This is a genomic window from Petralouisia muris, from assembly GCF_004793545.1.
GTDB lineage: Bacteria > Bacillota > Clostridia > Lachnospirales > Lachnospiraceae > Petralouisia > Petralouisia muris.
Genome location: NZ_SRYA01000029.1, coordinates 1 through 26,699 on the forward strand (window position 1 = coordinate 1; position 26,699 = coordinate 26,699).

The following is a 26,699-nucleotide window of genomic DNA, read 5'->3' on the forward strand; positions in this document are numbered from 1 at the left end:
TCGGAAATTTCTGAAGCCTTATAAAACAAGGGATTCGAGTTTCCGAGAGTACACTTACTATTTTATGGGGTGGCGAATCTATTTCTCAGCCGAAAGTTTTGATGGCCGCATGGCTGAATATTATTGCCATGTCCACGGTTTTTACGTTACTTATATGTTTGAAAAACCATATGACTAAACTTGACTTATAGATAAGTAATTGATGAGTTGTATCTGCCTTAACAAGTATCTATGCAGATAGAAATATTTCCAGAAGCCGCTGTTACGCTTTTGATTCAGCAGGAGACCGGGATAGCCGGTGAAACAGTGGAAGAATGGCTATACCGGGATATTCCGATGACAGATGACAGCCAGCAGTTTTTCGGCGGCAGCGCAATGACCTTAGAGGCGGTTACGGAATTGGCCGGCGGCTATGATATGGCCTGGTTTATGGCGGCTGTTATTTTCCTCTTTGCATGGCTTCTCATCTATAACATACTGTTTATATCCATGCAGCAGGATATCCGCCGGTTCGGTTTGCTGCAAACCCTTGGAACCACAACAAAATAGATCCGCCGGATTGTTTTGCTGCAGGTAAGCAGATGCGCCTGTAAGGGATGTTTTGTTGGGGCTCTGGCAGGAATATTTCTTGTTGTTGTCCTGATGCCCGGCGTACTTTCCAATATGTATTTGCAGGGATTGGGCAATGCTTCAGCAATGATTGCGTTTCGTCCCTGGATTCTGGCGGCGTCTGTTTTCTTTGGGGCAGGAGTGACTTATCTCAGCTCTCTGGCAGCGATGCTTCGGCTGTCTGGGATGTCTGCCGTGGAATCTGCAAAATATATGGAAAAGGCGTCCGTGCGTCCCTTCCATAGGGCATGGAAGATTCACAGGTCTATGCAGACTCCGGCAGCGGACCCTTTCTGGAAAAATGCAGGCGCCCCAGGACGCAACATGTTTATTCCGGCGTCTATGGCCTGGGGAAATCTGTTCCGGTTTCGGAGACGGGCCTGCCTTACCATTGTTTCTCTGGCTCTTGGGCTGTGCATTTCACTGGGGGCGGTGGTGATTTCCCGAGGAACGGATACTACAAATCAGATTGAATATGAGAATTATGATTTTGAAATGATAAGCAATATGTCGGTTCTGACGGCAGGGGCGTACCCGGAAATGGAAGAAATTTTTCCAGAATCCATGGTTCAGAAAATAGCCGGGCTGAAAGGCATTGAAAAGCTGCAGCAGGTAAAGGGAGGATTCGGATGCATTCGGATGGATGAAAAGGCCTTTGAACTTCGTATGGAAAATATTGCGCCGGGAGAGGGATGGAAGGAAGAATTCTGCGTCTGTGTTGTGCAGGAAGTAAGCCGGGAATATTTACAGGAGCTAAAAGAATTTTTCGAGGAAAAGCAATTGTTCCTGGATTTAGAACCGGTGATTGAGGGAACCGGAGCGATTATGCTCCATTACAATTTGTTTTCTCAGGCAGAAAAAGAAAATAGCAGGGATTACACAGGAAACCCTTTTACGATGTATGATCTCTTTGGAGAGAAAACAGGGGAAATGACCTTTTGCGGGTATTTGAATTTTAAGGAAAAGGGTCTGCCTGAACTTGAGACGACATGGAACGGTCCGGACATTATTTATTTTCTGGTGAGTGAGAAGGGATTAAAACGTATGCAGATTCCGTCTCAGACGTTTTTGCTGCTGCTGAATGTAAAACAGGAGAAAGAGCCCTTATTAAAAAATACACTGACCCAGATGCTCAATGAACATAACGGACAGTTTGCTGCAAAAGCCTCTCATGACGCTTATGTGACAGATTCCCGAACGATTACCCTGCAGACAAAATCGGATTTGCTGGCTTCTGCCAGGAATTATATTGCTTCCAGCCGTATGGTTATGTTTGTCCTGTGCCTGATTCTGCTTTTTATGGGGCTGATGAATTATGTGAATGTGACGGCTGCGGGACTGATCCTCAGACAGCGGGAGTTTGCAGTGCTGGAAAGCATCGGTATGACGAAAGGGCAGCAAAAGGCCCTGATTCCCTTTCTCTTGTATGGAAAACGTTTTGGAAAAACAACGGCGGAGTGGAAAAATTTTGCGCATACTTCTGATATTTCTTGAAAATCGGCTAGCCATATGATATGATTAACACTTGATAGGAGGTGCTTTTATGACGTTTTTGGCCAGTTTGATACAGTATGCGGTTAAGTTTATTATAATGGCGGCGGTAGCTGGCTGCGGACTTTTTCTGGGAAAGAAACTGCGTGACAGAAAAGACAGCAATACAGCAGCGGAAATGACACAGCAAGAGAAATAGACAGTGGAGGAAATCGGTCGTGAAGAAGTATGGAGTAAATGAACTGCGCAGGATGTACCTGGAATTTTTTGAAAGCAAGGAACATCTGGCGATGAAGAGCTTTTCTCTGGTACCCCACAACGATAACAGCCTGCTGCTTATCAATGCGGGAATGGCGCCGCTGAAGCCATATTTTACCGGGCAGGAGATTCCGCCCCGGAGACGTGTGACTACCTGCCAGAAATGCATTCGTACCGGAGATATAGAGAATGTAGGTAAGACAGCGAGACATCTTACTTTTTTTGAAATGCTGGGGAATTTTTCTTTTGGAGATTATTTTAAGAAGGAAGCCATTGCCTGGAGCTGGGAATTTTTAACGGAAGTTATCGGCATGGAACCAGAGCGGCTCTATCCGTCCATTTACGGAGAGGATGAGGAAGCCTTTGAAATCTGGACAAAGGAAGTGGGAGTTCCACCGGAGAAAATTACCCGGTTTTACCGGGATGAAAATGGCAAATGCGATAATTTCTGGGAGCATGGCGCAGGCCCCTGCGGCCCCTGTTCTGAGATTTATTATGACAGAGGAGAAGCTTACGGCTGCGGCGGCCCTGATTGCAAGGTAGGCTGCGAATGTGACCGTTTTATGGAAGTGTGGAATAATGTATTCACCCAGTTTGACGGAGATGGACACGGGAATTATGTGGAGCTTGCCAACAAAAATATTGATACAGGCATGGGGTTGGAGCGTCTGGCAGTAGTGGTGCAGGATGTGAATTCCGTGTTTGACATTGATACCATGAAGGCAATTCGGGACAAGGTATGTGAAGTGTCCGGCAAGACTTATCAGATAGATGCGCTTGATGATGTGTCTATCCGGCTGATTACAGATCATATGCGTTCCGCAACCTTTATGATTTCTGACGGCATTATGCCCAGCAATGAAGGACGGGGTTATGTGCTCCGCCGCCTGATCCGCAGGGCGGCCCGCCACGGCAGGCTCCTTGGAATCAGCGGAAAGTTCCTTGCAACTTTAAGCGCCACAGTAATTGCAGAGAGCAAAGACGGATATCCGGAACTGGAAGAAAAGAAGGAATTTATCTTTAAAGTATTGACCCAGGAAGAAGAGAAATTTGATAAGACCATAGACCAGGGTCTCAGCATTCTGGCAGAAATGCAGGAGGCGATGAAGGAGGAAGGCACAAAGGTATTGTCGGGAGAAAATACCTTTAAGCTGTATGACACCTACGGATTCCCGGTGGATCTGACCCAGGAAATCCTGGAGGAAAAGGGATTTTCCATTGATGAAGAGGGCTTTCGCAGCTGCATGGAAGAGCAGAGGAATAAAGCCAGAAGTGCAAGAAAAGAAACCAATTACATGGGTGCGGACGCTACCGTGTACGATGAAATTGACCCTTCGGTTACCACAGAATTTGTGGGATATGACAGGCTTTTGCATAGTTCAGAGATTACGGTATTAACCACGGAAACAGAATTGACGGAAGCCTTGTCCGATGGAGAGAGGGGAACGATTATTGTAAAAGAAACGCCTTTCTATGCCACCATGGGAGGACAGAATGCCGACACAGGCGTAATCCGTGCCGGAGAGAATGAATTTCGGGTAGAGGATACGATTCATCTGCGGGGCGGACGTATCGGCCACGTGGGCGTGGTGACCCGGGGAATGTTTAAAACAGGCGATCTTGTGGAGCTGTCCGTAGCAGAAGAACAGCGGGGACTGATTGGAAGGAACCACAGCGCTACCCATCTGCTGCAGAAGGCCCTTCGGGAAGTGCTGGGCACCCATGTGGAGCAGCATGGCTCCGATGTGAATGCGGACAGGCTGCGGTTTGACTTTTCTCACTTTGCGGCTATGACGCCGGAAGAAATCGCGCAGACAGAAGGTATTGTCAATGAAAAAATTGCGGCTTCCCTTCCGGTTGTGACGGAAGTAATGAGCTTAGAAGAAGCCAAAAAGACGGGAGCTATCGCGTTATTTGGCGAAAAATACGGCGATTCCGTCCGGGTGGTGAAGATGGGAGATTTCTCCGTGGAACTGTGCGGAGGAACCCATGTGGCAAATACCAGCAGCATCAGTGCCTTTAAGATTATATCTGAGTCAGGAGTGGCAGCCGGCGTGCGCCGAATTGAAGCGCTGACCTCTAAGGCAGTGTTTGCATATTATGATAAATTGGAAGAAACTCTTTATGCGGCAGCCAAAACAGTAAAGACCAATCCGTCAGGGCTGGTGGAGAAATTAGAGCACCTTATGACAGAGCTGAAATCACTGCAGAGTGAGAATGAGTCCTTAAAGAGCAAGGCGGCTCAAAGCGCCCTGGGTGATGTGATGAATCAGGTGACAGAGGTAAAAGGCGTTAAACTTTTGGCTTCCAGTGTTGCAGGAGTGGACATGAACGGATTGCGGGATTTGGGCGATCAGTTAAAAGAGCAGCTGGGCGAAGGCATGGTGGTGCTTGCTTCGGAAAAAGACGGCAAGGTGAACCTGATTGCCATGGCAACAGAGGAAGCAATGAAGAAAGGCGCCCATGCAGGCAATTTAATCAAGGCCATTGCAGGAAAAGTAGGAGGCGGGGGCGGCGGACGTCCCAATATGGCGCAGGCCGGCGGTAAGAATCCGGCAGGCATTCCTGAGGCCATCAAAGAAGCGAAAACTGTTCTGGAGGGTCAGGTGTAAAAGTACCGGAAACGGCCATAATTCATGGGCAGTCATGGATGGAGAACGGTAATTAAAAGTTTTCCATAAAAATGGTTGACTTACCGGAAATATCTGTTATAATTAATAGCAGTGCAATAAAATGACCCAAACAGTTGAATATGCACAATACGCAACTGGAGGGAGGTTAGGTGTGAGACTATGTCAAATGTTATCGTAAAAGAAAACGAAACTTTGGATAGCGCTTTACGCAGATTCAAAAGAAACTGTGCAAAGGCTGGTATTCAGCAGGAGATTCGTAAAAGAGAGCATTACGAAAAGCCAAGCGTAAGACGCAAGAAAAAATCCGAAGCGGCAAGAAAGCGTAAATATAATTAATTAAAAAAGGCCCCCACATTGTCCATTTTTATGGATAATGTGGGGGTTCTTGAATTTAAGGAAGTAATTTTTGATTTTTTAAAAAAGTCAGGAAATGCAATATGGTTTGATATTGGATTTTAGAGGAAAATAGGATACTATAAAAAGTATAAGTAAGCTGTTCTTAGGTTTTTTATAAAACAAAAGCATGAGTTTGGAGTGAAAAATATGGATAAACGTATTCTGTTAGATGAGAAATTAAAATGTATGTCAATCATTACAAATATGTCGGTTAGCGAATATCTTCAAATGGTGGAAAAGGCATATCAAACAGAGGAGGGATTTCTGGGCAAAGGGAAGCTTTAAAACAAAAGACAGCAATTTTCATAAGAAACAGAATGATCGAGGATCTAAAAGAAGGAACGATATTGCCTCCTGTTGTAATAGGGATTGTAACAGATGCGAATAAATATAAGAAAGTTAAGAAAGGTGAAATTACCTGTGAACAGTTGATAACAGATGATGCTATGGAACAATTAAGCATCATAGATGGAATGCAAAGAACAACAGCTTTGATGAAAGCCGTATCTGAAAAAGAAGAAGTGAATCAGAGAGAATTACGTGTGGAGTATTGGATTTCAGATAATAGCAATAGTTTATTATACCGAATGTTAATTTTGAATACAGGTCAAGTGCCGTGGAATGTAAGGCGGCAAATAGAAATTGTCTTTTCAGGTATTGTGAAAGAAATAAAAGAAAATGTTGCAGGTATTGAGGTATTTGAGATTGATGATTCAGCAAAAAGGAGTAAAGGCGGGCAATATCAGGCAGATGGATTAGTGGAATTATTTTTAGCGTTTGGAGCGCGCACGTGGAAAATCAATACAAAGGAAAAATTAACAGATGAGTTTACAAGACATGATTTTTTACAAAGCAGTGGAGAGACAGATTTGGTGCGTCTTTTTTGTGAAGTGTTAAAGTGCATGGTACAGATGGATATTCTCTTAGATGCAAAATACAAGAAAAAAGAGGAGAATTCTGGAGGAAAAAAGAAGAAAGTTCTATAGAAAAGTTTAAATCTGGAAAAGAATTGTTTGCAGGGCAGCCGGCGCGGATAGGATTTGTGGCTGCAGCCGGGGAGAAAATTATGGGTAGGCCCGGGGACGAAAGAGACAAAGATAAAAGTGATAGCTCTAAGCATAATTTTGTTTATGCTATCTGTAAGTTGCAAGGAAATGTTAATTATGCTATTCCACCCATGAGAATTTACAATGAAATATTATGCCAGCCGGAGGATGAAAATTATCATGGACATCAGTTAGAAGATTTGCGGGAAGTTTTTGAAAATATAAGTGCCTATGAGATTATGAAAGAGAGCAGTTTGCTTAAAGATGATGTTTATGATGTGTATGCATATCATTTTTGAAAATTACAAAGAGAAAAAGCTGGCCGATGGGATAAAGAAACATTGGATTTATTTGAAGATATTATATTTAGCGGAAATGATAAAATTCCATATCATAATATTGTCATGTCAATGCTGGACAATCAATGGAATCATAGTTTTTTAGAAACGTACAGATGTATAGAACGTTTATTTCCTATTATCAGGTTAGAGGCTTTTTATAATGTATTGGGAACGGAATTAACTTTACTTCAGGTATCAAAGGAAATCGAAGAAAAGATTTCTTGGCGGCCGAATGAAGAAGCAGCTATAGAACAAATTTTCAAAGATATTGACACAACTGCAATAGAACATGTGAAGAATTCATATAAACAGGTGAAGGGAATGGGAGTGGCAAAATGGTATTATAAAGAAATACGGAATTCGATTGCACACTACAGGGCAGTGCATTCTCCGTTAAATTTGAAAGAGAAAGAATGGAATATTTTGTTGCAGTTTAATCTTAGGGTGATTGAACAATTATATGGAAAATATAGAGGAAAGATTTGATAATAGTTATGCTATCGAAAGAATGCAGGATTATTAAGATTTTAGTTTAATACATATAAATTCTGAGAAAGTAGGCTAAATCATTTAAACGTAATGTAAGATAGTTTCTCAAGAAAAATAAAAACTCCTTTCCAGTAAGAAGCAGGCTCCAATGGTTTCTTACCGGAAAGGAGCTTTTTTCATGAAAAGGAATATTTCTCCGGGCATGTACATATATATGGAATCAGGTACAAAAAGATGGACAACAGGAAGCAGCGGCGAAGGGATCAGAAGGATTGCAGCGGGATGCGGCAGGAAAGGGATCTGGATAGCTGCAGCAGGGAGGAGGGCGCATGGAAGAAATTATCAGGGTATTTCCGGGAGCCTTAAGGGAGCTCTGCCGAAAAAGCTTTGAAGAGAACAGGGAACCGGAGGAAATCAGACTGCGGGCAGGACAGCCTGTGATGGTATCAGGCCGGGGAACAGAGTGGTTTTGGAGCAGGGAAGGCTGTCTGGTAAGAGAGGAGCGGTTCCATTGGGCAAATTCTTCCAATCTCTATTTCTGGACAGAGCAGGATATGAAAGAAACCTTAGCCAGAATGAGCCAGTATTCCATGTATGCTCTGGAGGAGGAAATACGGAATGGTTTTTTCACCATTCAGGGCGGGCACCGGATCGGGGTGGCAGGAAAAACCGTCTGTGAACAAGGAAAAATTACGGCAATCCGCAATATTTCCAGCCTGAATATCCGTGTGGCAAGACAAAAGAAGGACTGTGCCAAAGAGCTTCTTCCATGGCTGTGCCGAACGGGGGGGATTTATAATACATTGCTGCTTTCTCCTCCCGGAGTGGGGAAAACCACCATGCTCCGGGACTGTATCCGCCTGCTGTCAGAAGGAACCAAGGTTCTGCCGGGAGAGAAAATCGGCCTGGTGGACGAGCGGGGAGAGGTGGCGGCCAGCTTTTTTGGAATTCCCCAGAATGATCTGGGCTGCCGGACAGATGTGTTGGACGCCTGTCCCAAGGCGGAGGGAATGCGGCTTTTGATACGGAGCATGTCGCCTCAGATTATTGCGGTGGATGAACTGGGCAAAAAAGAGGACTGTCTGGCAGTGGAGGAAGTTCTCCACTGCGGCTGCCGGATTCTGGGCACCATGCATGCAGGAAGCATCCAAGAACTGCAGGAAAAAATGTATTTAAAAAGATGGTTAAAGCGGGAATACTTTGAACGGTTTGTGTTGCTGAGTCTGGGAGAGAAAGGGGAGAGAAGGTTTTCCGTATATGACGGAAAGCTGCAGAAATTATGCTGAAATTATTGGGAAGCCTTATCGTTCTTGCAGCGTCTCTTATGTATGGCTGGAAAATCAATGAGGAGCTGAAAGAGCATGTGGAACAGCTGATTGGCATGAAGGAAATGTTTCTGATGCTGCGGGGAGAGATTGCTTACGCCAGAACTCCTTTGCGGGAGGCGTTTCTTCAGATGGCGTCCCAGGGAAAAGAGCCGTTTTCTGACTTTTTGAAACGGGCAGCAAAGGAACTGGAGGAAAATGAAGAGAGTATCGGGGAATTCTGGGGCAGGCTGGTGGAGGAAGAAGCAGGAAAATTTTATTTTACCAGAGAAGAACAGGGGCTGTTAAAGCGGGCGGGAGAAAATTTCGGATATCTGGATGTGCAGATGCAGTTAAAGAATCTGGAACTGTATATGGAGCAGGCGGAGGTGTTTATCCAAAGGGCGCAGAAAGAATTGAAGGACAGGCAGAAAGTAGCCCGGACTTTAAGCCTGATGTGCGGTTTGTTCCTGGTAATTCTGCTGATTTAGTATGGGGACGGTACGGAGGAAGCTATGAGTATAAGTTTGATTTTTAAAATTGCGGCGGTTGGGATACTGGTTACCGTGTTAAGTCAGGTTTTAAAGCACAGCGGGCGGGAGGAGCATGCGTTTCTCACCAGTCTGGCAGGACTTTTGATTGTGCTGTTTTGGATAGTGCCTTACATCTATGAATTGTTTGAAACTATGAGGAACCTGTTTGCATTATAGATTGACGGAACATAAGGAGTTTGTCAGGGAATGGATATTTTAAAAATTGCAGTTCTGGGCATTGTGGGAATGCTGCTGGGGATTATATTAAAGGAGCAGAAAAAAGAGTACGAGCTGTTCGTCACGCTGGGAGTGTCCCTGTGTATTTTTTATTTTATCATGTCAAAGCTGGAGCTGGTGCTGTCGGTGATAAGCAGAATGCAGGATTATGTCAGGCTGGACACCGGTTACATTGCTATTTTGATTAAAATGATTGGGATTACCTATGTGGCGGAATTTTCTTCCAATCTCTGCAAGGATGCAGGATATCAGGCGGTGGCAGGCCAGATTGAGATGTATGGAAAGCTGTCCATTCTGGTGATTAGCATGCCGGTGCTTTTAGTGTTGTTGGAAACTATAGGAGAATTTTTAAGCTGAGGTGGATAGGTTGAGAAAAGGATGTTTGTATGTTCTGGGGCTGGCGTTCATGCTTCTTGCGCTGTCTGAAAAAGCATATGGGGCGGAGGCTAAAGTGGCGAAAGAAAATGAATTGTCTTTGGAAAAGATTTCAGGGGACAGTGAGACTTTGGAATCTTATCTGGCAGAACTGGATTTTTCCGATATTGACGAGATGCTGAGCCGGCAGGAGAGCACACAGGAGCTTAATTTTAGGGAACTGGTGGAAAAGCTGATTGCAGGGGAAGAAATAGAGAAAGGATGGCTGATCAAAGAAATTTGCAGCATGGTATTCGGCGAAATTGCTTCCTTTCGGAAAACACTGGTGCAGATTGTGCTGCTGTGTATGGTATTTGCCATTTTGTACAATTTTGCAGATGTATTTGAAAATCCGGCGGTAACGGAAATCAGTTTTTATCTGGTGTATATGCTCCTTTTGGTGCTTTTGATGAAATCCTTTTTTATTCTTCGGGATGTGTCGGCAGAGGTGCTGGAGGAGATGATGGTATTTCTGAAAGTGCTGATTCCCACCTTTACCATGAGCATGGCGTTTTCCGGGCAGATTACCACAGCGGCGGGATTTTATGATATGACCTTTCTTTTGATTTACGGTATGGAATGGGCGCTGAAATACCTGATGATTCCGGCAGTTCAGATTTATATGGCGCTGGAGCTTATGAATTATCTCACGGAAGAAGAGCTGCTTTCGAAAATGACGGATTTGCTGAAATCCGGCATAGCCTGGGCGCTGAAATTTTTGTTTACCATTGTGATTGGGATTAATGTGATACAGAATCTGCTGACGCCGGTGATTGACACCTTTAAAACCAGTCTGATTTCTAAAACGGCTGGCATGCTGCCAGGTCTTGGAACTTCCATTAATGCGGTGACGGAGATTATGGTGGGTTCCGGAATTATTATTAAAAACGGGATTGGGCTGGCGGCAATTTTGGTGCTTTTGGCATTATGCGCAGAGCCGTTAATTAAAGTGGGCGTCATGACTTTTCTCTATAAATTACTGGCGGCAATCATTCAGCCTGTTTCAGACCGGCGGATGATTGGCTGCATCAGCAGCGCAGGAGAAAGCGGAAGGATGTTGGGAAAGGTAGTGGTGACTACTACAGTGATGTTTCTGGTGACCATTGCCATGGTAACTGCGGCCACCACATTTAATCATTAAAGGGGGAAGAAATGGAAATTATCTATACCTGGGTAAAAAATATTGTCTGCTTTTATATTTTTATGAATATTATTATCCATCTGCTGCCCAGAGAAAGTTATCGGAAATATGTCAGGTTTTTTTCCGGAATGCTATTAATGATTCTGGTGGCCACGCCGGTATTGTCTGTTCTGGGAAAAGAAGATGAGCTGATGAAAAAGATCAGCCAGGCAGGTTTTTTCCAGGAGCTTGACAATTTAAAGCTGGATACTGCGCATCTGGAGCAGACCCAGAAAAAAATGTATGTGCAGGAATATGAACGTGCAATTGAAATGGATATCGGAAGAATTGCCGAAGGAAAGGAACTGTATCCTGTCCAGATAGAGGTGCATCTGTCAGAGGAATATCAGGTGGAATCCATTGCCATGGCGGTGAGAGTAGAGGAAGATGGCGTTTCAGTTCCAAAGGCGTCTTTCGGGGATAACAGTTCGGAATATCCTGGGGCAGGGGAACTGAAACAGGAGCTGATGGAGTTTTACCGCCTGGATGAGACAAAGATTCAAATAGCAGTGCAGGGAGGATAGCTTGCGTTTGGAAAGGAGTGGTGATAATTATGAAAAAAAAGGAATGGTTTTCCCTGGAAAAGATAAAGGGGATATCTAAAAATCAGCTTCTCATCGGAGGACTGGCAGGCATTCTGCTGCTGATCATTGCTCTGCCTGCCGAAACGGATAAAAACAGCCAGCAGAAAATGCCGGAAAAGGAAAGCGCTGAAAATACAGAACAAAGCACAGGAAATGGCGTAGATTACGGAAGGGAGCTGGAACGGAAGCTGGAACAGATTCTGGGGGAAATGGAGGGGGTGGGGAAGGTGGAGGTGATGATTAATCTCAAAGATGACGGGGAGAGAATTCTGGATAAAGATATTACACGCAGCAGCCAGGAGGTTTCAGAGGAAGACGGAACTGTGAAACGGAATACCCGTGAAAGCCAGTATCAGGAGGAAACCGTATTTTCCAAAGAAACGGAGGATGGACAGCCTTTTGTGGCAAAAGAAACAGCCCCTCAGGTGGAGGGAGTGCTGGTGGTGGCAGAGGGAGGTGGAAATGCAAAGACAGCAAAAAATATTTCCGATGCAGTTTTGGCATTATTTCCAGTGGAAGTACATAAAATTAAGGTAGTTAAGATGAATTGACAGGAGGGTATCAGTTTTGAAGAAAGTATTTAAAAAGAACCAGATTATTATTACGGCTCTGGCTCTTATGATTGCTGTGGCAGGCTATCTGCAGTATACCGGAAGCCAGAATGACAGCGATCTGGCGAAGGAGGCCAGTGCAGACACCAATGAAAGTACATATGAAATATCCGATGAAGACATGTACAGTGCAGAGGATATTTTCACAGACACAGAAGCCAGTGAAGAAACGGCTGCAGAGGCACAGGATGCAGATCTTGGAATCAGAACAGGAGAAGAGATTGCACAGGCCAACGGCCAGAGTGAGGGCGTAGATAATCCGGGCGAAGCTGTACTGACCAGCACCAATGTCAACAGTGTGGATTTTGCATCGGAGGTGAAATTGAACCGGGAGCAGGTGCGTTCCCAGAATAAAGCGTCATTGCTGGAAATTATTAATAATACCAGTATTGGAGAGGAGCAGAAGCAGGACGCCATTAACGCCATGATTGCCATGACAGATGTAGCGGAGCGGGAAGCGGCTGCTGAGATGCTGCTGGAAGCAAAAGGGTTCACGGATGTGGTGGTGAGTATCACAGACGGCAATGCAGATGTGGTTCTGAATATGGGAGAGGTAACGGATGCAAAGCGGGCCCAGGTGGAAGATATTGTAAAGCGCAAAACCAACGTGCAGGCAGAAAATATTATTATTACGCCGATTCAGAATTCTGCCGGGGAAACAGAGCAGGCAGCAGAGACGCCTTCCGATGAGGCTCCAGCAGAGGGAACAGACGACCAGGGCAGTGAAGGCGCAGCGGAAGAAACAGTGCCTCAGGAGTAGCAGATTTTTCCGGCGTAAGCATAGCGGATATCGTACCGACGGCAGTGCAGGGGAGCTGAAAAAGCTTCCCTGCACTGCTTTTTGGAAAACGACAGTTGTTGAACTTATAAAAGTCCTGTGGTATACTTTGTGAAATAGCCCATGGACATAACGTCTGGAGGGCGCGTCTCTCTGGACACAGCAGGAACAGCAATGGGAAAAAGAGCAATCAAAGGAAGGAGAAATTAGGATGAAAAGGCAAAAGAGATGGCTGATAGTTTTGGCAATGGCAGTTGTTTTAGGATGTGCCGGCTGCGGAATGGAGGAAACAATTATCGTAAATCCTGACCTGTCGGCCCAGGCAGTTGTGAACTATTACACCACAAGCCAGGAAGAAGCGGCAGTTGCTAAGGAACTTGGGGAAGGATATACCTATGAGCAATTGATGGAAGAAGCAGGCTGCACTTACCTGGGCACAGAAGAACGGGACGGCACGGTACACAACGTGTATCAGTCTACCCAGAAAATGTCCAGGGCAGACAGCAAGGATTCTTTTGTTGTGCTGACGCAGGATCAGGCAGTGCTGGATATCGGCGGATTTGAAGAGATTCAGAAGGAAATTTTAGGAGGCGAGGATTTTCCGAATAGCCTGAAATTTTTAAACACAGAAGATATTACAGTGAAAGTCAAATATCCATTTCAGGTATATAAAACCAATGGGATTTTGCAGGAAGACGGCTGCACGGTCTTCTATCCGCTGAACACAATCAAAAACAAGGAACGTATTTATGCAGTCAGAACTTCCAAATGCGCCAAGACAGGAACATGTACGATAAAAGGCGTGAAAAATAACGGCTGTTATCGGAAAATCAAGACAGTAAAGGCTTCTTCCGGCGGCGTCATTACAAGCTTCCGGGTCAATAACGAGAGTCAGCCTGAAAATGAATATACGGCTGTGAAAGACGGCGTATACAAGGTAAAGGTGAAAATGCTGACAGGCAGTACGAAAACGGTGAAGTTTACCGTTGATCGGACGAAACCCCAAACCAATATCAAAGCGAAAACTTACAGCGGCAAAGTGAAAATTACATTTAAGGATAAAACCTCTGGCATAAAGAAAGCAACCCTGAACGGAAAGAGAATTAAAAGCGGCAAAACAGTGTCCCGGGCAGGGAATTATGTATTAAAGATTTCAGATAAAGCCGGCAATGTAAGGACTGTGAAATTTTCAATTGTATAGCTTGGACGGATGGAGAACAAAATGAGAAAGAAATCTTATGAAATTGACATGTGCAATGGTGCACTGTTTCCCAAAATCCTGCTGTTTTCCGTTCCTCTGATGATCTCCAGCATTCTGCAGCTTTTGTTTAATGCGGCGGATATGGTGGTGGTGGGAAGATTTGCAGGAAGCACGGCATTGGCTGCGGTAGGAGCCAATGCGTCTTTGATTAATCTCTTGACAAATCTGTTTATTGGGTTTTCTGTGGGAGCCAATGTTATGGTGGCTAGATTTTGCGGCGCAAGAAAGGAACGTGCGATGAGTGAAACGGTCCACAGCGCCATTGTGCTGAGCCTGGTCTGCGGTGTGGGCCTGATGATTTTTGGAATCATTGTGGCGCCGCAGATTCTGGTGATTATGGGAACTCCGGCAGATGTGCTGAGTCAGGCGGTATTGTATATCCGGATTTATTTTGCGGGGATGCCTGTGATTTTACTGTATAACTTCGGCAGTTCCATTTTAAGGGCAGTGGGGGATACACAGAGGCCGCTCTATTATTTGTTTGCAGCAGGGATTATTAATATTATACTGAATCTGATTTTTGTGATAGGTTTTCATCTGGGAGTGGCGGGAGTGGCGCTGGCAACGGTGATTTCCCAGGTGATATCGGCGGGATTGATTTTCCGCTGTATGATGCGGATGGAAGGCGGCTGCCGGGTGGAATGGAAGAAGCTTGCCATGAAAAAGGATAAGGTGATACAGATTGTGCGGATTGGACTTCCGGCGGGACTTCAGGGAACGGTGTTTTCTTTGTCCAATGTGCTGATTCAGTCTTCCGTCAATTCCTTTGGCTCTGTGGCAATGGCGGGCAATACAGCGGCTTCGAATATTGAAGGCTTTATTTACATGGCCATGAATGCTTATCATCAGACTGCCTTAAGCTTTACCAGCCAGAATTTCGGGGCAGGGAAATGGAAACGGATTGGAAAAGTAATGCTGGAGTGCCTTGGAATGGTAACTTGTGTGGGGCTTGTGATGGGATGGGCCGCCTATCTGCTTGGACATCAGCTGCTTGGGATTTATTCTTCTGATCCGAAGGTGATTGAAGTGGGAATCCTGCGTCTGTCTGTCATTTGTACCACCTATTGCCTGTGCGGAATTATGGATGTGCTGGTGGGGGCGCTGAGGGGCATGGGATACGCAGTCATGCCGATGATTGTGTCGCTGCTTGGAGCCTGCGGTTTTCGTATCTTGTGGATCTTTACGATCTTTCAGGAATACAGAAGTCTGCGCAGCCTTTATATTTCTTATCCGGTATCCTGGGCGCTGACGGCGGCAGTGCATTTGATCTGTTATTTTGGAATACGTAAAAAGCAGGCGGCGCTGGTTTTTGCTTCACAAAGCAGGAATAAGGGAACAGAGAATTTTTAAAGGTGACAAGAAAAGCCGGTTGTGCTATAATGTGCCGGAATGTAAAAAAATGGAGGTTGTGCAGGAATGGCAGCAGAATTATTAAAAAGAAGCCAGGCAGCCGCGGCGGATACCTGGGCGATAGAGGATTTATACGGGTCAGTGGAATTATTCTTAGAGGATGCCCACAGGCTGGAGCAGATGACAGAAGAGCTCAAGGGCTTTACCAAAGAATATCTGACAGAAAGCGGCTGGCGCCTTTTGGAATATTTTCAGAAGCTGGAGAAAATGGTAACGATGCTGGATCGGGCGCTCTGTTATTCAGAGCGGAGTGCAGATGTGGATACAGGCAATGATAAATATCAGGCGCTAAGCGGAAAAATGATGGGAATTTACCATAAATTTTCCACAGTAACTGCCCCTGTGGACGCCTGGATTGTAGCAATGGAGGAAGAGAAGATTCAGCAGTTTTACAAAGAAACGGAGGAGCTTTGCAAGTACAAAGTGACAATTTCAGATCTGCGCAGGCTGAAGGAGCATACGCTGTCGCCGGAATTGGAGGAGCTTTTGGCTTCTTCCAGGGAGATGGGTTCGGCAGCGGAAAAAACTTACAGCCTTCTTACTGATGCTGATTTTGAAAATCCTTTTGTCACAGATGAAAAAGGAGAAATGGTGAAAGTCAGCAGCGGCCGGTTTGTGCCGATGTTGGAAAGCAGGGATGTGAATGTCCGCCGGGAAACCTTTCAGGCGTATTATGGCCGGTATGAGCAGTATAAGAATACCTTTGCGGCTCTCTATGAAGGAAAGGCAAAGGCCAATTTCTTTTATGCAAAGGCAAGAAAATATGATTCTTCCATGGAAGCGGCCGTAGACGCCAACAATGTGCCGAAAGAGGTTTATTATAACCTGATTGAGGCGGTCCATGAAAATATGCATTATATGCATGAATATATGGCTCTGCGCAAGAAGCTGATGGGGCTAAAAGAACTTCATATGTATGATGTGTACGTGCCCATTGTGGCGGAAGAGACAGGAAAAATTACCTACGCAAAGGCCCAGGAAGAAATTGCGGAGGCCCTGCAGGTTCTGGGGGAGGATTATGTCCGTGTACTGAAGGAAGGCTTTGAGAACCGCTGGATTGATAAATATGAGAATGAAGGGAAGCGCAGCGGCGCCTATTCCGCCGGCTGTTACTCGGCCCATCCATATGTGTTGATGAATTATCAGTATAATCTGGATTCGGAATTCACCCTAGCCCATGAAATGGGACATGCGCTTCATTCTTATTATTCAGCAAAGCATAACAATGTATTTGACAGCGAATACAAAATATTTGTAGCGGAGGTAGCCTCTACCTGCAATGAAGCCCTGTTAATGGATTATTTGCTGAAACGCACGGAAGATAAGAAGAAAAAAGCCTATCTGATCAATCATTTTCTGCAGCAGTTCCGCACCACCCTATACCGTCAGACCATGTTTGCGGAATTTGAGCTTCTGACCCATCAAATGGCAGAGGAGGGGAAATCCCTGACGGCGGAAGCTTTGAAGAAGCTGTATTATGATCTGAACGTGCAGTACTATGGGCCGGATGTGACTGTGGATCAGGAAATTGCCATAGAATGGGCCAGAATTCCCCATTTTTATTACAATTTCTATGTATATCAGTATGCCACCAGCTTTGCGGCTTCCATGGCGCTGAGCAAGAAAATTTTGGAAGAAGGGGAACCGGCAGTCGCCCGCTACCTTAATTTTTTAAAAGGCGGATGCAGTAAATCACCCATTGAACTTTTAAAAGATGCAGGCGTGGACATGACTGCAAAAGAGCCGATTCGTGAGGCTTTGAAAACCTTTGGAGCATTAATTGCAGAAATGGAGGAATTGTCTTGTCAGATATAGAAAAAAACAGAAGGAAAGAGATAGAAAAGCGCAGAACCTTTGCCATTATTTCCCATCCGGATGCAGGGAAAACCACCTTGACGGAAAAGTTTCTTTTGTATGGCGGCGCCATTAACCTGGCTGGTTCCGTTAAGGGGAAGGCTACTGCCCGCCATGCCGTTTCAGATTGGATGGAAATAGAAAAGGAGAGAGGAATTTCTGTCACTTCCTCTGTCCTGCAGTTTAATTACCAGGGTTATTGTATCAATATCTTGGACACGCCGGGGCATCAGGATTTTTCTGAGGACACCTACCGCACGCTGATGGCGGCGGATTCTGCGGTGATGGTAATTGACGGCTCCAAGGGCGTGGAAGCTCAGACCAGAAAATTATTCAAGGTCTGTGTGATGCGCCATATTCCTATTTTCACTTTTATCAATAAAATGGATCGGGACGCCAACGATACCTTTGATTTGCTGGATGAAATCGAGAAGGAACTGGGAATAGCCACCTGTCCCGTCAACTGGCCCATTGGATCAGGGAAGAATTTCAAGGGCGTATACGACCGTAACCGGAAAAAAATTATGACCTTTGCCGATACGTTAAAGGGGACCAAAGAAGGCGTAGAGAAGGATATTAATGTGGATGATCCAGCCCTGGCAGAAGAAATTGGAGAGGATTATAAAGCTGCGTTGCTGGAAGAGATTGAGCTGTTAGACGGCGCAAGCGCGGAATTTGATATGGAGCTGGTGTCAAAGGGGGAATTGTCCCCGGTGTTTTTCGGGTCTGCTCTGACGAATTTCGGCGTGGAAACCTTTTTGCAGCATTTTTTGCAGATGACCTCAGCGCCTTTGCCCAGAAAGTCGGATCTTGGAGAAATCGATCCCTGTTCTGAGGATTTTTCTGCCTTTGTGTTTAAGATTCAGGCAAATATGAATAAAGCCCACCGGGACCGGATTGCATTTATGCGTATCTGTTCCGGCAAATTTGAAGGAGGCATGGAGGTAACCCACATTCAGGGAGGGAAGAAAATACGTCTTTCCCAGCCTCAGCAGATGATGGCGCAGGAGAGGAAAATCATAGAGGAGGCTTATGCCGGGGATATTATCGGTGTGTTTGACCCGGGAATTTTTTCTATTGGAGATACCATCACTAATTCTGGCACGAAATTTGCCTTTGAGGGAATTCCTACTTTTGCGCCGGAGCATTTTGCCAGAGTGCGCCAGATGGACACCATGAAGCGGAAGCAGTTTGTCAAGGGAATTACCCAGATTGCCCAGGAAGGAGCCATTCAGATTTTTCAGGAATATCATACCGGAATGGAAGAAATTATTGTGGGAGTAGTGGGAGAGCTGCAGTTTGACGTGCTGAAATACCGTCTGAAAAATGAGTACAATGTGGAGATCCGTCTGGAAAAGCTTCCTTATGAGCATATTCGGTGGATTGAAAATAAAGAGATCGATATGGAGAAATTAACAGGGACTTCCGATATGAAAAAGATTCAGGATTTGAAAGGAAATCCGTTATTGCTGTTTGTAAACGCCTGGAGCGTAGGGATGACTCTGGATCGGAATGAGGGACTGGCACTGTCAGAGTTTGGACGCAATTAGCAAATTATTTGCTCCCAATTCCTTTAGAAAAATACAGGATATGGAACATTCTGTTTTCAGAATATGCCGTATCCTGTATTGTTTCAGATTGGGGGAAAATGCCTTTCGGCAGATGTTTCGTTTCCCGGTTTCGCTGTAATGCAGCGATTTTTAATTTCTCAAATGCCAAGCGCTTGCTTTTTACGCCATTGCTGCGCTGCCGTCAAAGGTTACTGGAACAGCTTAAATTCATACCCCTGGGCTCTGGCCTGGTCGATAAAGTCGCCTAATATCTGCGTGTTGGTTTCTGATTCTGCGTGGAGCAGATAAATAGCCCCCGGGTGCAGGCAGTCGATAGTTTTCTGCAGGCTCTCTGCCGGATCCGGCTGATTTTCCACATCATAGTCCAGATATGCAAAGCTCCAGAATACGCTCTTGTAATTCAGGTTGTTCAAAAGAGCCACAGACTGTTCGCTGAACTTTCCGGCGGGATAGCGGAAGAGATGCATCTCATAGCCGAACTGTTCCTTGATGTAGTTATGAAGACCGGTTACTTCGTTGGTCTGTTCCTCGATGGTCTGGGAGGACAGCCCTGCGGCGGGATGGGTTACGCTGTGGTTGCCCACCTCATGTCCTTCGTCAATCATACGCTGTACCAAATCTGGATTCTGTTCCGCAAAAGGCTTGGTCACAAAGAAAACAGCATGTACATTTTTTTCTTTCAAAGTGTCTAAAATCCGCGGCGAGCAGCCGTATTCGTAGCCCTCGTCAATGGTCAGGTAAATCACCTTTTTCTCCGGCTCATCCTTAATGAAATAAGCGTTGTACTTTCCGTACTTTTCCTGATACTGCAGACAGCCGGCAGGCCGGTTCCACTGATCCTTATCTCCGCCCTGTCCCCAGTCCAATCCAGTGGTGTCTAAGCCATTTAAGTCAATTTGCTGGTTTTGGAGTGCAATGCCGTGTTCGGTGGGCCGTGTGTCAAATCCATCCGGATTATCCAGATCTGCCAGTGTGAATGTTTTTTCTTCTTCTTCCTCAGCGGCTTTGGCAGCAGCTTCTTCGGCTTCTTTGGCTTCCTGTTCCGCCTTCTTCTTTGCCTCCTCCGCCAGTTCCTGCTGCTTTAATTCTTCTTCCTTCTGGGCTTTGCGCTCTGCAGACTTCTTTACGGCTGTGGAAATTCCAATGCCGGCAGTCAGCACAATAGCAAAAGCAACGAGCCCCACAAGGATGCGGGCTCTGTAGACCTGCCGCTTCCGTCTTCTTCGTCTTCTTCGTCTTCTTTCCCTTTCGTCCATAATTCTGTTTCACCCTTCATTGTTATAAATTTCTGGCCTTATTGTAAAAGCCGCCAATACCATTGTATCCAATAAAAGGAAAAAAAACAATTGCATATTTCTTAAATTTTACAGAAGATCTTCGTCAACCATCCGGTAGCCCACTCCAACTTCGGTAAAAATATAAACAGGCTGTGCCGGGTTCTTTTCCAGCTTGCGCCGGATATTTGCCATATTTACTCGCAGAATTTTGTTGTCGGATTCGGCGTAAGGTCCCCAGACATTGTTCATAACAGCGGAATAGGTCATTACTTTTCCTGAATTCTGAGCCAGAAATGCAACAATTTTATATTCAATGGGAGTTAAATGGACGGCCTGCCCCTCTACAGTGATACTGCGTTTGAAAAAGTCAATTTCAAGGCCTTTTGCCCGGAAGGGAAGCAGAGGGAGTCCGTTGCTGTTTATCTTGTTGCTATGGCGCAGAGAAGTGCGGATTCTGGCCATAAGCTCAGAGGTTCCAAAGGGTTTTGTCAGGTAATCGTCCGCCCCGGAATCCAGGGCCTGAACCTTATCATCTTCCAGGGTGCGGGCCGAAATCACAATAATCGGGTTTCCTGACCAAGACCTGATGTTTTGGATTACTTCTATGCCGTCCATATCAGGCAGTCCCAAATCCAGCAGGATGATGTCAGGGCAGAGAGAAGAAGCCAGAGAAAGAGCTTCTTCTCCGGTAGAAGCGCAGCTGACCTGGTAGTCATGGGAGGTCAGAATTTTGGAAATAAAATCACAAATACTTTTTTCATCTTCTACAACAAGTACAGTAAATTTATGCATATGCTTCCTCCTTTGGTAATGTAAATATAAATTCTGCTCCTTCCAGATGATTTTGGGCAGTGATGCTGCCGTGGTGAGCGCTGATGATAGTTTTGCAGATAGACAGTCCGATGCCCATGCCCTTGCGGGTGTCGGAAGGAGAACCGTCAGACCAGGTACCGTTAAAAATATCTTCCAGGCGGCCTTCCTGGAGTCCGATTCCATAATCGATTACGCGGAAACGAACAAAATCCGGCTCGTTTTCCACAACAAGGCGGACCGGCCGGGCGCTTTTGGAATGGGTGACAGCATTTTCCAGAAGATTCATTAAAACCTGTTCAATCAACATGGCGTCCATTGGGACCATCAGGACTTCCGAAGGAGCGGATACCTGAATGCTGGCGTCGGGAAACCGCTTTTGCAGCCGGTTGATGGATTCAGATACCACCTCTTCCACGAATTCCGGGCTGGTTTTCAGGCTGGATGTCTCTGTCTGGATTCTGGTGACAGACAGAAGGTTTTCCACCATATTAAGCAGCCATTCCGCATCGTCATGGATGTTGTGGAGCAGCTTCTGGCATTCCTGTGCATTGGGGCAGAATTCTTCAGCTTCCATGGAAGAGACAGAACCAAGGATGCTGGTTAAAGGAGTGCGCAGGTCGTGGGAGACTGCACGGAGCAGGTTGGCGCGCATTTTTTCTTTTTCAGCCTCCATCAATTGTTTTTCATGGAATGCAAGAATTTCTGTCTGCTGCTTCAGATTGGATGTGGTAGCGCTGGTAATGGAAGAAAGCGTCAGCATGCATATAAAAGTAAAAGGATAGCTGTGAATGGAAAAATCCAATCTGAAATATGGATAAGTAAAGAAACAATTGATTAAAATAATACTGAGGAAAGAAGCCAGAATGCCGTAAAAGTAGCCGGTAGTATACCGTGCAACTGTTATGATGCCAATCACGTAAAACAGGGCAATATTGGCCGGACTTTGCGAAATGAAATAAAACAGAAAAAATGTCAGGCCGGTGGTTACGACAAGCAGCCCAATTGTGACAGGTAAATCGTGGAACAGTTGTCTTTTAAAATTTGTTTTCATCTGTACACCTCGATTAATGATTCTGATTGTAACTATGGTTTTGTTACTAATGTACCATGAAGAAAGTGAGGATTCAAGAAGGAAAGAAAAATTTAACACTTTTTTAGCAAAAAGTATAACAGTAATCATGAAAAATATGGTAGAATTTAGCTTAGGAACTGTTAAGAAATTTATAAATTGAACAGGAGGAAATTACTATGGCAGTGTTGGAGATTACAACAGATAATTTTGAACAGGAGGTATTAAACAGCAAGGTTCCGGTGCTGGTGGATTTCTGGGCAGTATGGTGCGGGCCTTGTCAGATGCAGGGGCCGGTAATCGAAGAGGCAGCAGAGGCCTTTCCGGAAATCAAGGTGGGCAAGCTGAATGTGGATGAGCAGGGGGAACTGTCTCAAAAATACGGCGTTATGAGCATTCCTACGCTGATTGTATTTAAGGACGGGGAGGTTTTCAAAAAGGCAGTGGGATTTCATTCACTTGAAGAAATCAAAAAGCTTTTGCCTTGACGAATCGGAAAATAAATTTTATAATAAAGAACAGTTACATGTGTAACTGTTCTTTTTTCTTTCAGCAACATGAAATATACGGCTGTCGCAAAAATTATCAGAAAACGGTTGACAATTCCCAAAAAATATATTAGTATAAAACGAACATAAGTTCGCAGAAGGAGAATCAATATGGCAAAGGAAGATAAGAGAGAAGATAAATTAAAGGCATTGGACGCCGCAATCGCGAAGATTGAGAAGGATTATGGGAAGGGTTCTATTATGAAGCTGGGCGAATCTGTGGCGAATATGAACGTGGAGGCGGTTCCTACCGGATGTCTCAGCCTGGATCTGGCGCTGGGAGTAGGCGGCGTACCCAAGGGAAGGATTGTTGAGGTGTATGGGCCGGAATCCAGCGGTAAGACAACCGTAGCGCTGCATATGGTGGCGCAGGTACAGAAGAATGGAGGAATCGCTGGGTTTATTGACGCAGAACATGCCTTAGATCCGGTATATGCAGGGAAGATTGGAGTGGATATTGATAATCTCTATATTTCTCAGCCGGACAATGGAGAACAGGCTCTGGAGATTACAGAGACAATGGTGCGTTCCGGAGCGGTAGATATTGTAATTGTAGACTCGGTTGCGGCGCTGGTGCCCAAGGCGGAGATTGACGGCGATATGGGAGATTCCCATGTGGGTCTGCAGGCCAGACTCATGTCCCAGGCCCTGCGGAAATTGACGGCTGTGATCAGTAAGTCCAATTGCATCGTGATATTTATCAACCAGCTCAGAGAGAAGGTGGGAGTGATGTTCGGCAGTCCGGAGACCACGACAGGAGGGCGCGCCCTGAAGTTTTATTCTTCTGTCCGGCTGGATGTAAGGAAGATAGAATCCCTGAAGCAGGCAGGGGAGTTTATTGGGAACCGCACCAGAATTAAGGTGGTGAAGAACAAGGTGGCGCCGCCGTTCAAAGAAGCGGAATTTGATATCATGTTCGGCCAGGGAATTTCCAGGGAAGGAGATATTCTGGATCTTGCCGTGAATTTTTCCATCATTCAGAAGTCCGGCGCTTGGTTTGCGTATAATGGGGCAAAGATTGGCCAGGGCAGGGAGAATGCCAAGCAGTATTTGAGAGAGCATGAGGAGATCTGCCTGGAAGTTGAGAAGAAGGTTCGGGATCAGGCTTTGTCTCTGGGAACGGAAGACAAAGAGGAAGATTCTGAGAAATCTACAGGCAAAGCCGAGAAGCCGTCGGCAAAGGAACAGAAGGCAGGAAAGACAGAGAAAGCCGAGAAGCCGGAAGAGAAAGCAGGCAGGGCCGAGAAACCGGAGGAGAAAGCAGGAAAGCCGGAGGAGAAGCCGAATCCAGAGCAGTAAGCCGGGAAAAGGGCAGAAGGAGCCGGGATGGAGAAGTTATTCTCCGGCGGTTATACGGAGCGTCAGAGAAATCTGCCGCTCCGTATAACAGGATGCATACAGCCGCATAAGGAAATATGCCGCTTCGCGGCTGCGGCTGGCGCAATACTCGCGGCAGACTTCATCGGCCGTGAGTATAAATATCAGAGTCTTTACTTGCGTAATTTCATCCATATTTAACCGCCGGAGTAAGTTAAGAAGGAACTGTCCGGGCTTTTACAGGAAGAACAGAGTAACAGGAGAGAAACAGGATGCAGATTGTGCAGATGATTGGCCTGGATAAGAAGCGTACACGGGTGATTTTGGAGGACGGAAGAAGCTTTGTTCTGTATCGGGGCGAAGTGAGAAGATATTCTCTGGAAGAACAGCAGGAACTCACCGAAGAGCAGTATGAGGAAATCCGCAGTGAGGTTTTAATAAAGAGGGCCAGAAGAAGAACGATGCATTTGTTGGAGAAGATGGATCGGACAGAGGCGCAGCTTAGAGAAAAGCTTCGCCAGGGCTTTTATCCGGAAGACGTCATCGAAGACGCAGTTGCCTATGTGAAGGGGTATCATTATCTGGATGACGGCCGTTATGCAAGAAATTATGTCCGGAATCAGAAGGAGAAGAAGAGCCGCAGGAAGCTGCAGTCAGAACTGATGGGAAAAGGAATCGGAAAGGAGCTGGCAGAGCAGGCGCTGGAGGAAGAATATCAGCAGGTAAATGAACAGGAATTGATTTTGAAGTGGGTGGAAAAGAAACATTATTCCAGTGAAACGGCAGATTTGAAGGAAAAACAGAAGATGTATCAGTTTTTAATGCGGAAAGGTTTTCATTCAGATGATATTTTGCATGTATTAGACCACTTGACATAATGAGGAAAAAAGTATAAAATCAATATGTTGTAATTCATGTCCATAGATTGCAGACCAACACTGTAATTTATTGTATATGACATATTAGAGATGAAAGTTTGCTATATGTACAATGAAAATTTAATAAGGAGGTGCACCTGTGTCGCAAATTTTAATCGCTGTAGTAGTCACGTTAATTCTTGCAGTGCCTGTTACTTACTTTTCGACCCTTGAATACCGCAAGCGTGTGGTAGAATCCAAGATTGGAAGTGCAGAAGAGAAGGCAAGAGAAATTATAGATGAAGCTGTCAAGACTGCGGAGACCAAGAAGCGTGAATCTTTGCTGGAGATTAAGGAAGAGTCTATACGGACTAAGAATGATCTTGATAAAGAAATCAAGGAACGCAGAAATGAGATTCAGCGCAATGAGCGGCGGATTATCCAGAAGGAAGAAAATCTGGACAGGAAGCTGGAAGCAATTGAAAAAAAGGAATCCGGATTTGCAGCGAAAGAAGAAGAAATTAACAGACGGAAAGCAGAAGTTTCAAGACTACACGAAGAACGCGTACAGGAACTGGAGAGAATCTCTGGATTAACCTCTGAACAGGCAAAAGATTATCTTTTAAAAATGGTTGAAGATGATGTGAAGCTTGATACTGCAAAATTAATCAAGGAAATGGAAATCAAAGCAAAAGAAGAAGCTGGGAAGAAGGCAAGAGAGTATGTTGTAACTGCCATTCAGAAGTGTGCCGCTGATCATGTGGCAGAGACTACAATATCTGTAGTACAGCTTCCCAATGACGAAATGAAAGGACGGATTATCGGTCGGGAAGGAAGAAATATCCGAACGCTGGAGACAATGACAGGGGTGGATTTGATTATCGACGATACGCCGGAAGCAGTTATTCTTTCCGGATTTGATCCGGTTCGGCGGGAGGTTGCCCGTATTGCTTTGGAGAAACTGATTGTGGATGGACGAATCCATCCGGCAAGAATTGAAGAGATGGTTGAGAAAGCCCAAAAAGAAGTGGAAACCATGATTCGGGAAGAAGGCGAGGCAGCTACGTTAGAAGTCGGAGTACATGGAATTCACCCGGAGCTTGTGCGTTTGCTTGGTAAGATGAAGTTCCGTACAAGTTATGGGCAGAATGCTCTGAAACATTCGATTGAAGTAGCACAGCTTTCCGGCTTACTGGCAGCGGAGCTTGGCGTGGATGTAAGAGTGGCAAAGCGGGCCGGTCTGCTCCATGATATTGGGAAATCTGTTGACCATGAAATGGAAGGCTCACATATTCAGATTGGCGTGGACTTGTGCAGAAAATACAAAGAGAGTCCAACCATAGTTAATGCAGTGGAAGCACATCACGGAGATGTGGAAGCAGAATCTTTGATTGCGTGTCTGGTACAGGCCGCTGATGCAATTTCAGCAGCAAGACCGGGAGCAAGAAGAGAAACATTGGAAACATATTCAAACAGATTGAAACAGTTAGAAGATATTGCTAATGGTTTTAAAGGTGTTGATAAGTCTTTTGCTATTCAGGCAGGTAGAGAGATTCGGATTATGGTAGTTCCTGATCAGATTAGTGATGCTGATATGGTATTGTTGGCACGCGATATTTCCAAACAGATTGAAAATGAGCTGGAATATCCGGGACAGATTAAAGTGAATGTAATTCGTGAGTCTCGTGTGACAGATTACGCAAAGTAAGGGCTGCACAATTTTGGAAAGTGGACAATCTTTGAATCGCAGTTTGTTCAGTATGCCAGAATCATCAGACCGTCAACGTTATGTTGACGGTCTTTGAATTGCAGGGGACC

At 45.3% G+C, this 26,699-nt stretch carries 30 protein-coding genes; 26 read left to right on the forward strand and 4 right to left on the reverse strand.

Features of this window, described 5'->3' with window-relative positions; genetic code table 11:
- Window positions 1-231: 231 nt before the first annotated feature.
- The 22 genes from E5329_RS14695 (at window position 232) to E5329_RS14790 (ending at window position 18,979) form a co-directional block, all read left to right on the forward strand.
- Complete coding sequence (locus E5329_RS14695) at window positions 232-549, forward strand: hypothetical protein (protein WP_135990265.1); 318 nt, start codon at window positions 232-234, stop codon at window positions 547-549.
- Between the two features lie 15 nt (window positions 550-564).
- On the forward strand, window positions 565-2,103 hold the full coding sequence (locus tag E5329_RS14700; RefSeq protein WP_135990266.1) for a hypothetical protein: 1,539 nt from the start codon (window positions 565-567) through the stop codon (window positions 2,101-2,103).
- Window positions 2,104-2,152: 49 nt separating this feature from the next.
- Window positions 2,153-2,299: a hypothetical protein gene (locus E5329_RS29805; protein WP_168356640.1), complete on the forward strand. Its 147-nt coding sequence runs from the start codon at window positions 2,153-2,155 to the stop codon at window positions 2,297-2,299.
- A gap of 19 nt (window positions 2,300-2,318) precedes the next feature.
- A complete protein-coding gene (gene alaS / locus E5329_RS14705; protein WP_135990267.1) occupies window positions 2,319-4,970 on the forward strand; it encodes an alanine--tRNA ligase in 2,652 nt (883 codons plus the stop codon).
- 180 nt (window positions 4,971-5,150) lie between these two features.
- On the forward strand, window positions 5,151-5,327 hold the full coding sequence (gene rpsU / locus E5329_RS14710) for a 30S ribosomal protein S21 (RefSeq protein WP_004054229.1): 177 nt from the start codon (window positions 5,151-5,153) through the stop codon (window positions 5,325-5,327).
- Between the two features lie 207 nt (window positions 5,328-5,534).
- Window positions 5,535-5,672: a hypothetical protein gene (locus tag E5329_RS29810; RefSeq protein WP_168356641.1), complete on the forward strand. Its 138-nt coding sequence runs from the start codon at window positions 5,535-5,537 to the stop codon at window positions 5,670-5,672.
- Window positions 5,673-5,704: 32 nt separating this feature from the next.
- Entirely contained in the window at window positions 5,705-6,373 is a 669-nt protein-coding gene (locus E5329_RS14715; protein WP_135990268.1) for a hypothetical protein, read from the forward strand.
- Between the two features lie 80 nt (window positions 6,374-6,453).
- Window positions 6,454-6,732, forward strand: coding sequence for a hypothetical protein (locus tag E5329_RS14720; RefSeq protein WP_135990269.1), 279 nt, complete (start codon window positions 6,454-6,456; stop codon window positions 6,730-6,732).
- A 42-nt stretch (window positions 6,733-6,774) separates the two neighbouring features.
- Complete coding sequence (locus tag E5329_RS14725; protein WP_135990270.1) at window positions 6,775-7,260, forward strand: hypothetical protein; 486 nt, start codon at window positions 6,775-6,777, stop codon at window positions 7,258-7,260.
- A gap of 181 nt (window positions 7,261-7,441) precedes the next feature.
- Window positions 7,442-7,654, forward strand: a complete 213-nt coding sequence (locus E5329_RS14730) for a hypothetical protein (RefSeq protein WP_135990271.1) — start codon at window positions 7,442-7,444, stop codon at window positions 7,652-7,654.
- Window positions 7,593-8,549 carry a stage III sporulation protein AA gene (spoIIIAA, locus tag E5329_RS14735; RefSeq protein ID WP_135990272.1) on the forward strand — a complete coding sequence of 319 codons (957 nt, stop codon included), beginning with the start codon at window positions 7,593-7,595 and terminating at the stop codon, window positions 8,547-8,549. The genes E5329_RS14730 and spoIIIAA overlap by 62 nt, the downstream gene beginning before the upstream one ends.
- Complete coding sequence (locus E5329_RS14740) at window positions 8,543-9,058, forward strand: stage III sporulation protein AB (protein ID WP_135990273.1); 516 nt, start codon at window positions 8,543-8,545, stop codon at window positions 9,056-9,058. Before spoIIIAA ends, E5329_RS14740 begins: the two co-directional genes overlap by 7 nt.
- Before the next feature lie 24 nt (window positions 9,059-9,082).
- Window positions 9,083-9,277 (forward strand): stage III sporulation protein AC, encoded by a 195-nt coding sequence (spoIIIAC, locus tag E5329_RS14745; protein ID WP_016286129.1) that lies wholly within the window; start codon window positions 9,083-9,085, stop codon window positions 9,275-9,277.
- 30 nt (window positions 9,278-9,307) lie between these two features.
- Window positions 9,308-9,694, forward strand: coding sequence for a SpoIIIAC/SpoIIIAD family protein (locus E5329_RS14750; RefSeq protein ID WP_135990274.1), 387 nt, complete (start codon window positions 9,308-9,310; stop codon window positions 9,692-9,694).
- Window positions 9,695-9,704: 10 nt separating this feature from the next.
- Window positions 9,705-10,892 carry a stage III sporulation protein AE gene (locus tag E5329_RS14755; protein ID WP_135990275.1) on the forward strand — a complete coding sequence of 396 codons (1,188 nt, stop codon included), beginning with the start codon at window positions 9,705-9,707 and terminating at the stop codon, window positions 10,890-10,892.
- 11 nt (window positions 10,893-10,903) lie between these two features.
- On the forward strand, window positions 10,904-11,455 hold the full coding sequence (locus E5329_RS14760) for a stage III sporulation protein AF (protein ID WP_135990276.1): 552 nt from the start codon (window positions 10,904-10,906) through the stop codon (window positions 11,453-11,455).
- 29 nt (window positions 11,456-11,484) lie between these two features.
- Window positions 11,485-12,066: a stage III sporulation protein AG gene (locus tag E5329_RS14765; protein ID WP_135990277.1), complete on the forward strand. Its 582-nt coding sequence runs from the start codon at window positions 11,485-11,487 to the stop codon at window positions 12,064-12,066.
- Window positions 12,067-12,082: 16 nt separating this feature from the next.
- Window positions 12,083-12,886 carry a SpoIIIAH-like family protein gene (locus E5329_RS14770; protein ID WP_275443302.1) on the forward strand — a complete coding sequence of 268 codons (804 nt, stop codon included), beginning with the start codon at window positions 12,083-12,085 and terminating at the stop codon, window positions 12,884-12,886.
- 229 nt (window positions 12,887-13,115) lie between these two features.
- Entirely contained in the window at window positions 13,116-14,105 is a 990-nt protein-coding gene (locus E5329_RS14775; protein WP_135990278.1) for a hypothetical protein, read from the forward strand.
- 21 nt (window positions 14,106-14,126) lie between these two features.
- Window positions 14,127-15,515, forward strand: coding sequence for an MATE family efflux transporter (locus E5329_RS14780; RefSeq protein ID WP_135990279.1), 1,389 nt, complete (start codon window positions 14,127-14,129; stop codon window positions 15,513-15,515).
- A 66-nt stretch (window positions 15,516-15,581) separates the two neighbouring features.
- Window positions 15,582-17,390, forward strand: coding sequence for an oligoendopeptidase F (pepF, locus tag E5329_RS14785; protein ID WP_135990280.1), 1,809 nt, complete (start codon window positions 15,582-15,584; stop codon window positions 17,388-17,390).
- Entirely contained in the window at window positions 17,378-18,979 is a 1,602-nt protein-coding gene (locus tag E5329_RS14790; protein ID WP_275443303.1) for a peptide chain release factor 3, read from the forward strand. The genes pepF and E5329_RS14790 overlap by 13 nt, the downstream gene beginning before the upstream one ends.
- A gap of 209 nt (window positions 18,980-19,188) precedes the next feature.
- Here E5329_RS14790 and E5329_RS14795 read toward each other — a convergent pair whose 3' ends face one another.
- The 3 genes from E5329_RS14795 to E5329_RS14805 form a co-directional block, all read right to left on the reverse strand.
- Window positions 19,189-20,256 carry a delta-lactam-biosynthetic de-N-acetylase gene (locus tag E5329_RS14795; RefSeq protein ID WP_275443304.1) on the reverse strand — a complete coding sequence of 356 codons (1,068 nt, stop codon included), beginning with the start codon at window positions 20,254-20,256 and terminating at the stop codon, window positions 19,189-19,191.
- 108 nt (window positions 20,257-20,364) lie between these two features.
- Window positions 20,365-21,069 (reverse strand): response regulator, encoded by a 705-nt coding sequence (locus E5329_RS14800; RefSeq protein ID WP_135990281.1) that lies wholly within the window; start codon window positions 21,067-21,069, stop codon window positions 20,365-20,367.
- Entirely contained in the window at window positions 21,062-22,141 is a 1,080-nt protein-coding gene (locus tag E5329_RS14805; RefSeq protein ID WP_135990282.1) for a sensor histidine kinase, read from the reverse strand. The genes E5329_RS14800 and E5329_RS14805 overlap by 8 nt, the downstream gene beginning before the upstream one ends.
- A 197-nt stretch (window positions 22,142-22,338) precedes the next feature.
- Between E5329_RS14805 and trxA the strand changes: the two genes are divergently transcribed.
- The gene (gene trxA / locus E5329_RS14810; protein WP_135990283.1) at window positions 22,339-22,647 is read left to right on the forward strand and encodes a thioredoxin; all 309 of its coding nucleotides are present in this window, start codon (window positions 22,339-22,341) and stop codon (window positions 22,645-22,647) included.
- 171 nt (window positions 22,648-22,818) lie between these two features.
- Window positions 22,819-24,006: a recombinase RecA gene (gene recA / locus E5329_RS14815; protein ID WP_135990284.1), complete on the forward strand. Its 1,188-nt coding sequence runs from the start codon at window positions 22,819-22,821 to the stop codon at window positions 24,004-24,006.
- A 36-nt stretch (window positions 24,007-24,042) separates the two neighbouring features.
- On the opposite strand, the gene E5329_RS29815 is transcribed toward recA, so the two are convergent.
- Window positions 24,043-24,219 (reverse strand): hypothetical protein, encoded by a 177-nt coding sequence (locus E5329_RS29815; protein WP_168356642.1) that lies wholly within the window; start codon window positions 24,217-24,219, stop codon window positions 24,043-24,045.
- A 77-nt stretch (window positions 24,220-24,296) separates the two neighbouring features.
- On the opposite strand from E5329_RS29815, the gene E5329_RS14820 reads away from it, so the two are divergent.
- A complete protein-coding gene (locus tag E5329_RS14820) occupies window positions 24,297-24,902 on the forward strand; it encodes a regulatory protein RecX (protein WP_135990285.1) in 606 nt (201 codons plus the stop codon).
- 139 nt (window positions 24,903-25,041) lie between these two features.
- Complete coding sequence (gene rny, locus E5329_RS14825; RefSeq protein WP_135990286.1) at window positions 25,042-26,589, forward strand: ribonuclease Y; 1,548 nt, start codon at window positions 25,042-25,044, stop codon at window positions 26,587-26,589.
- Window positions 26,590-26,699: the final 110 nt, after the last annotated feature.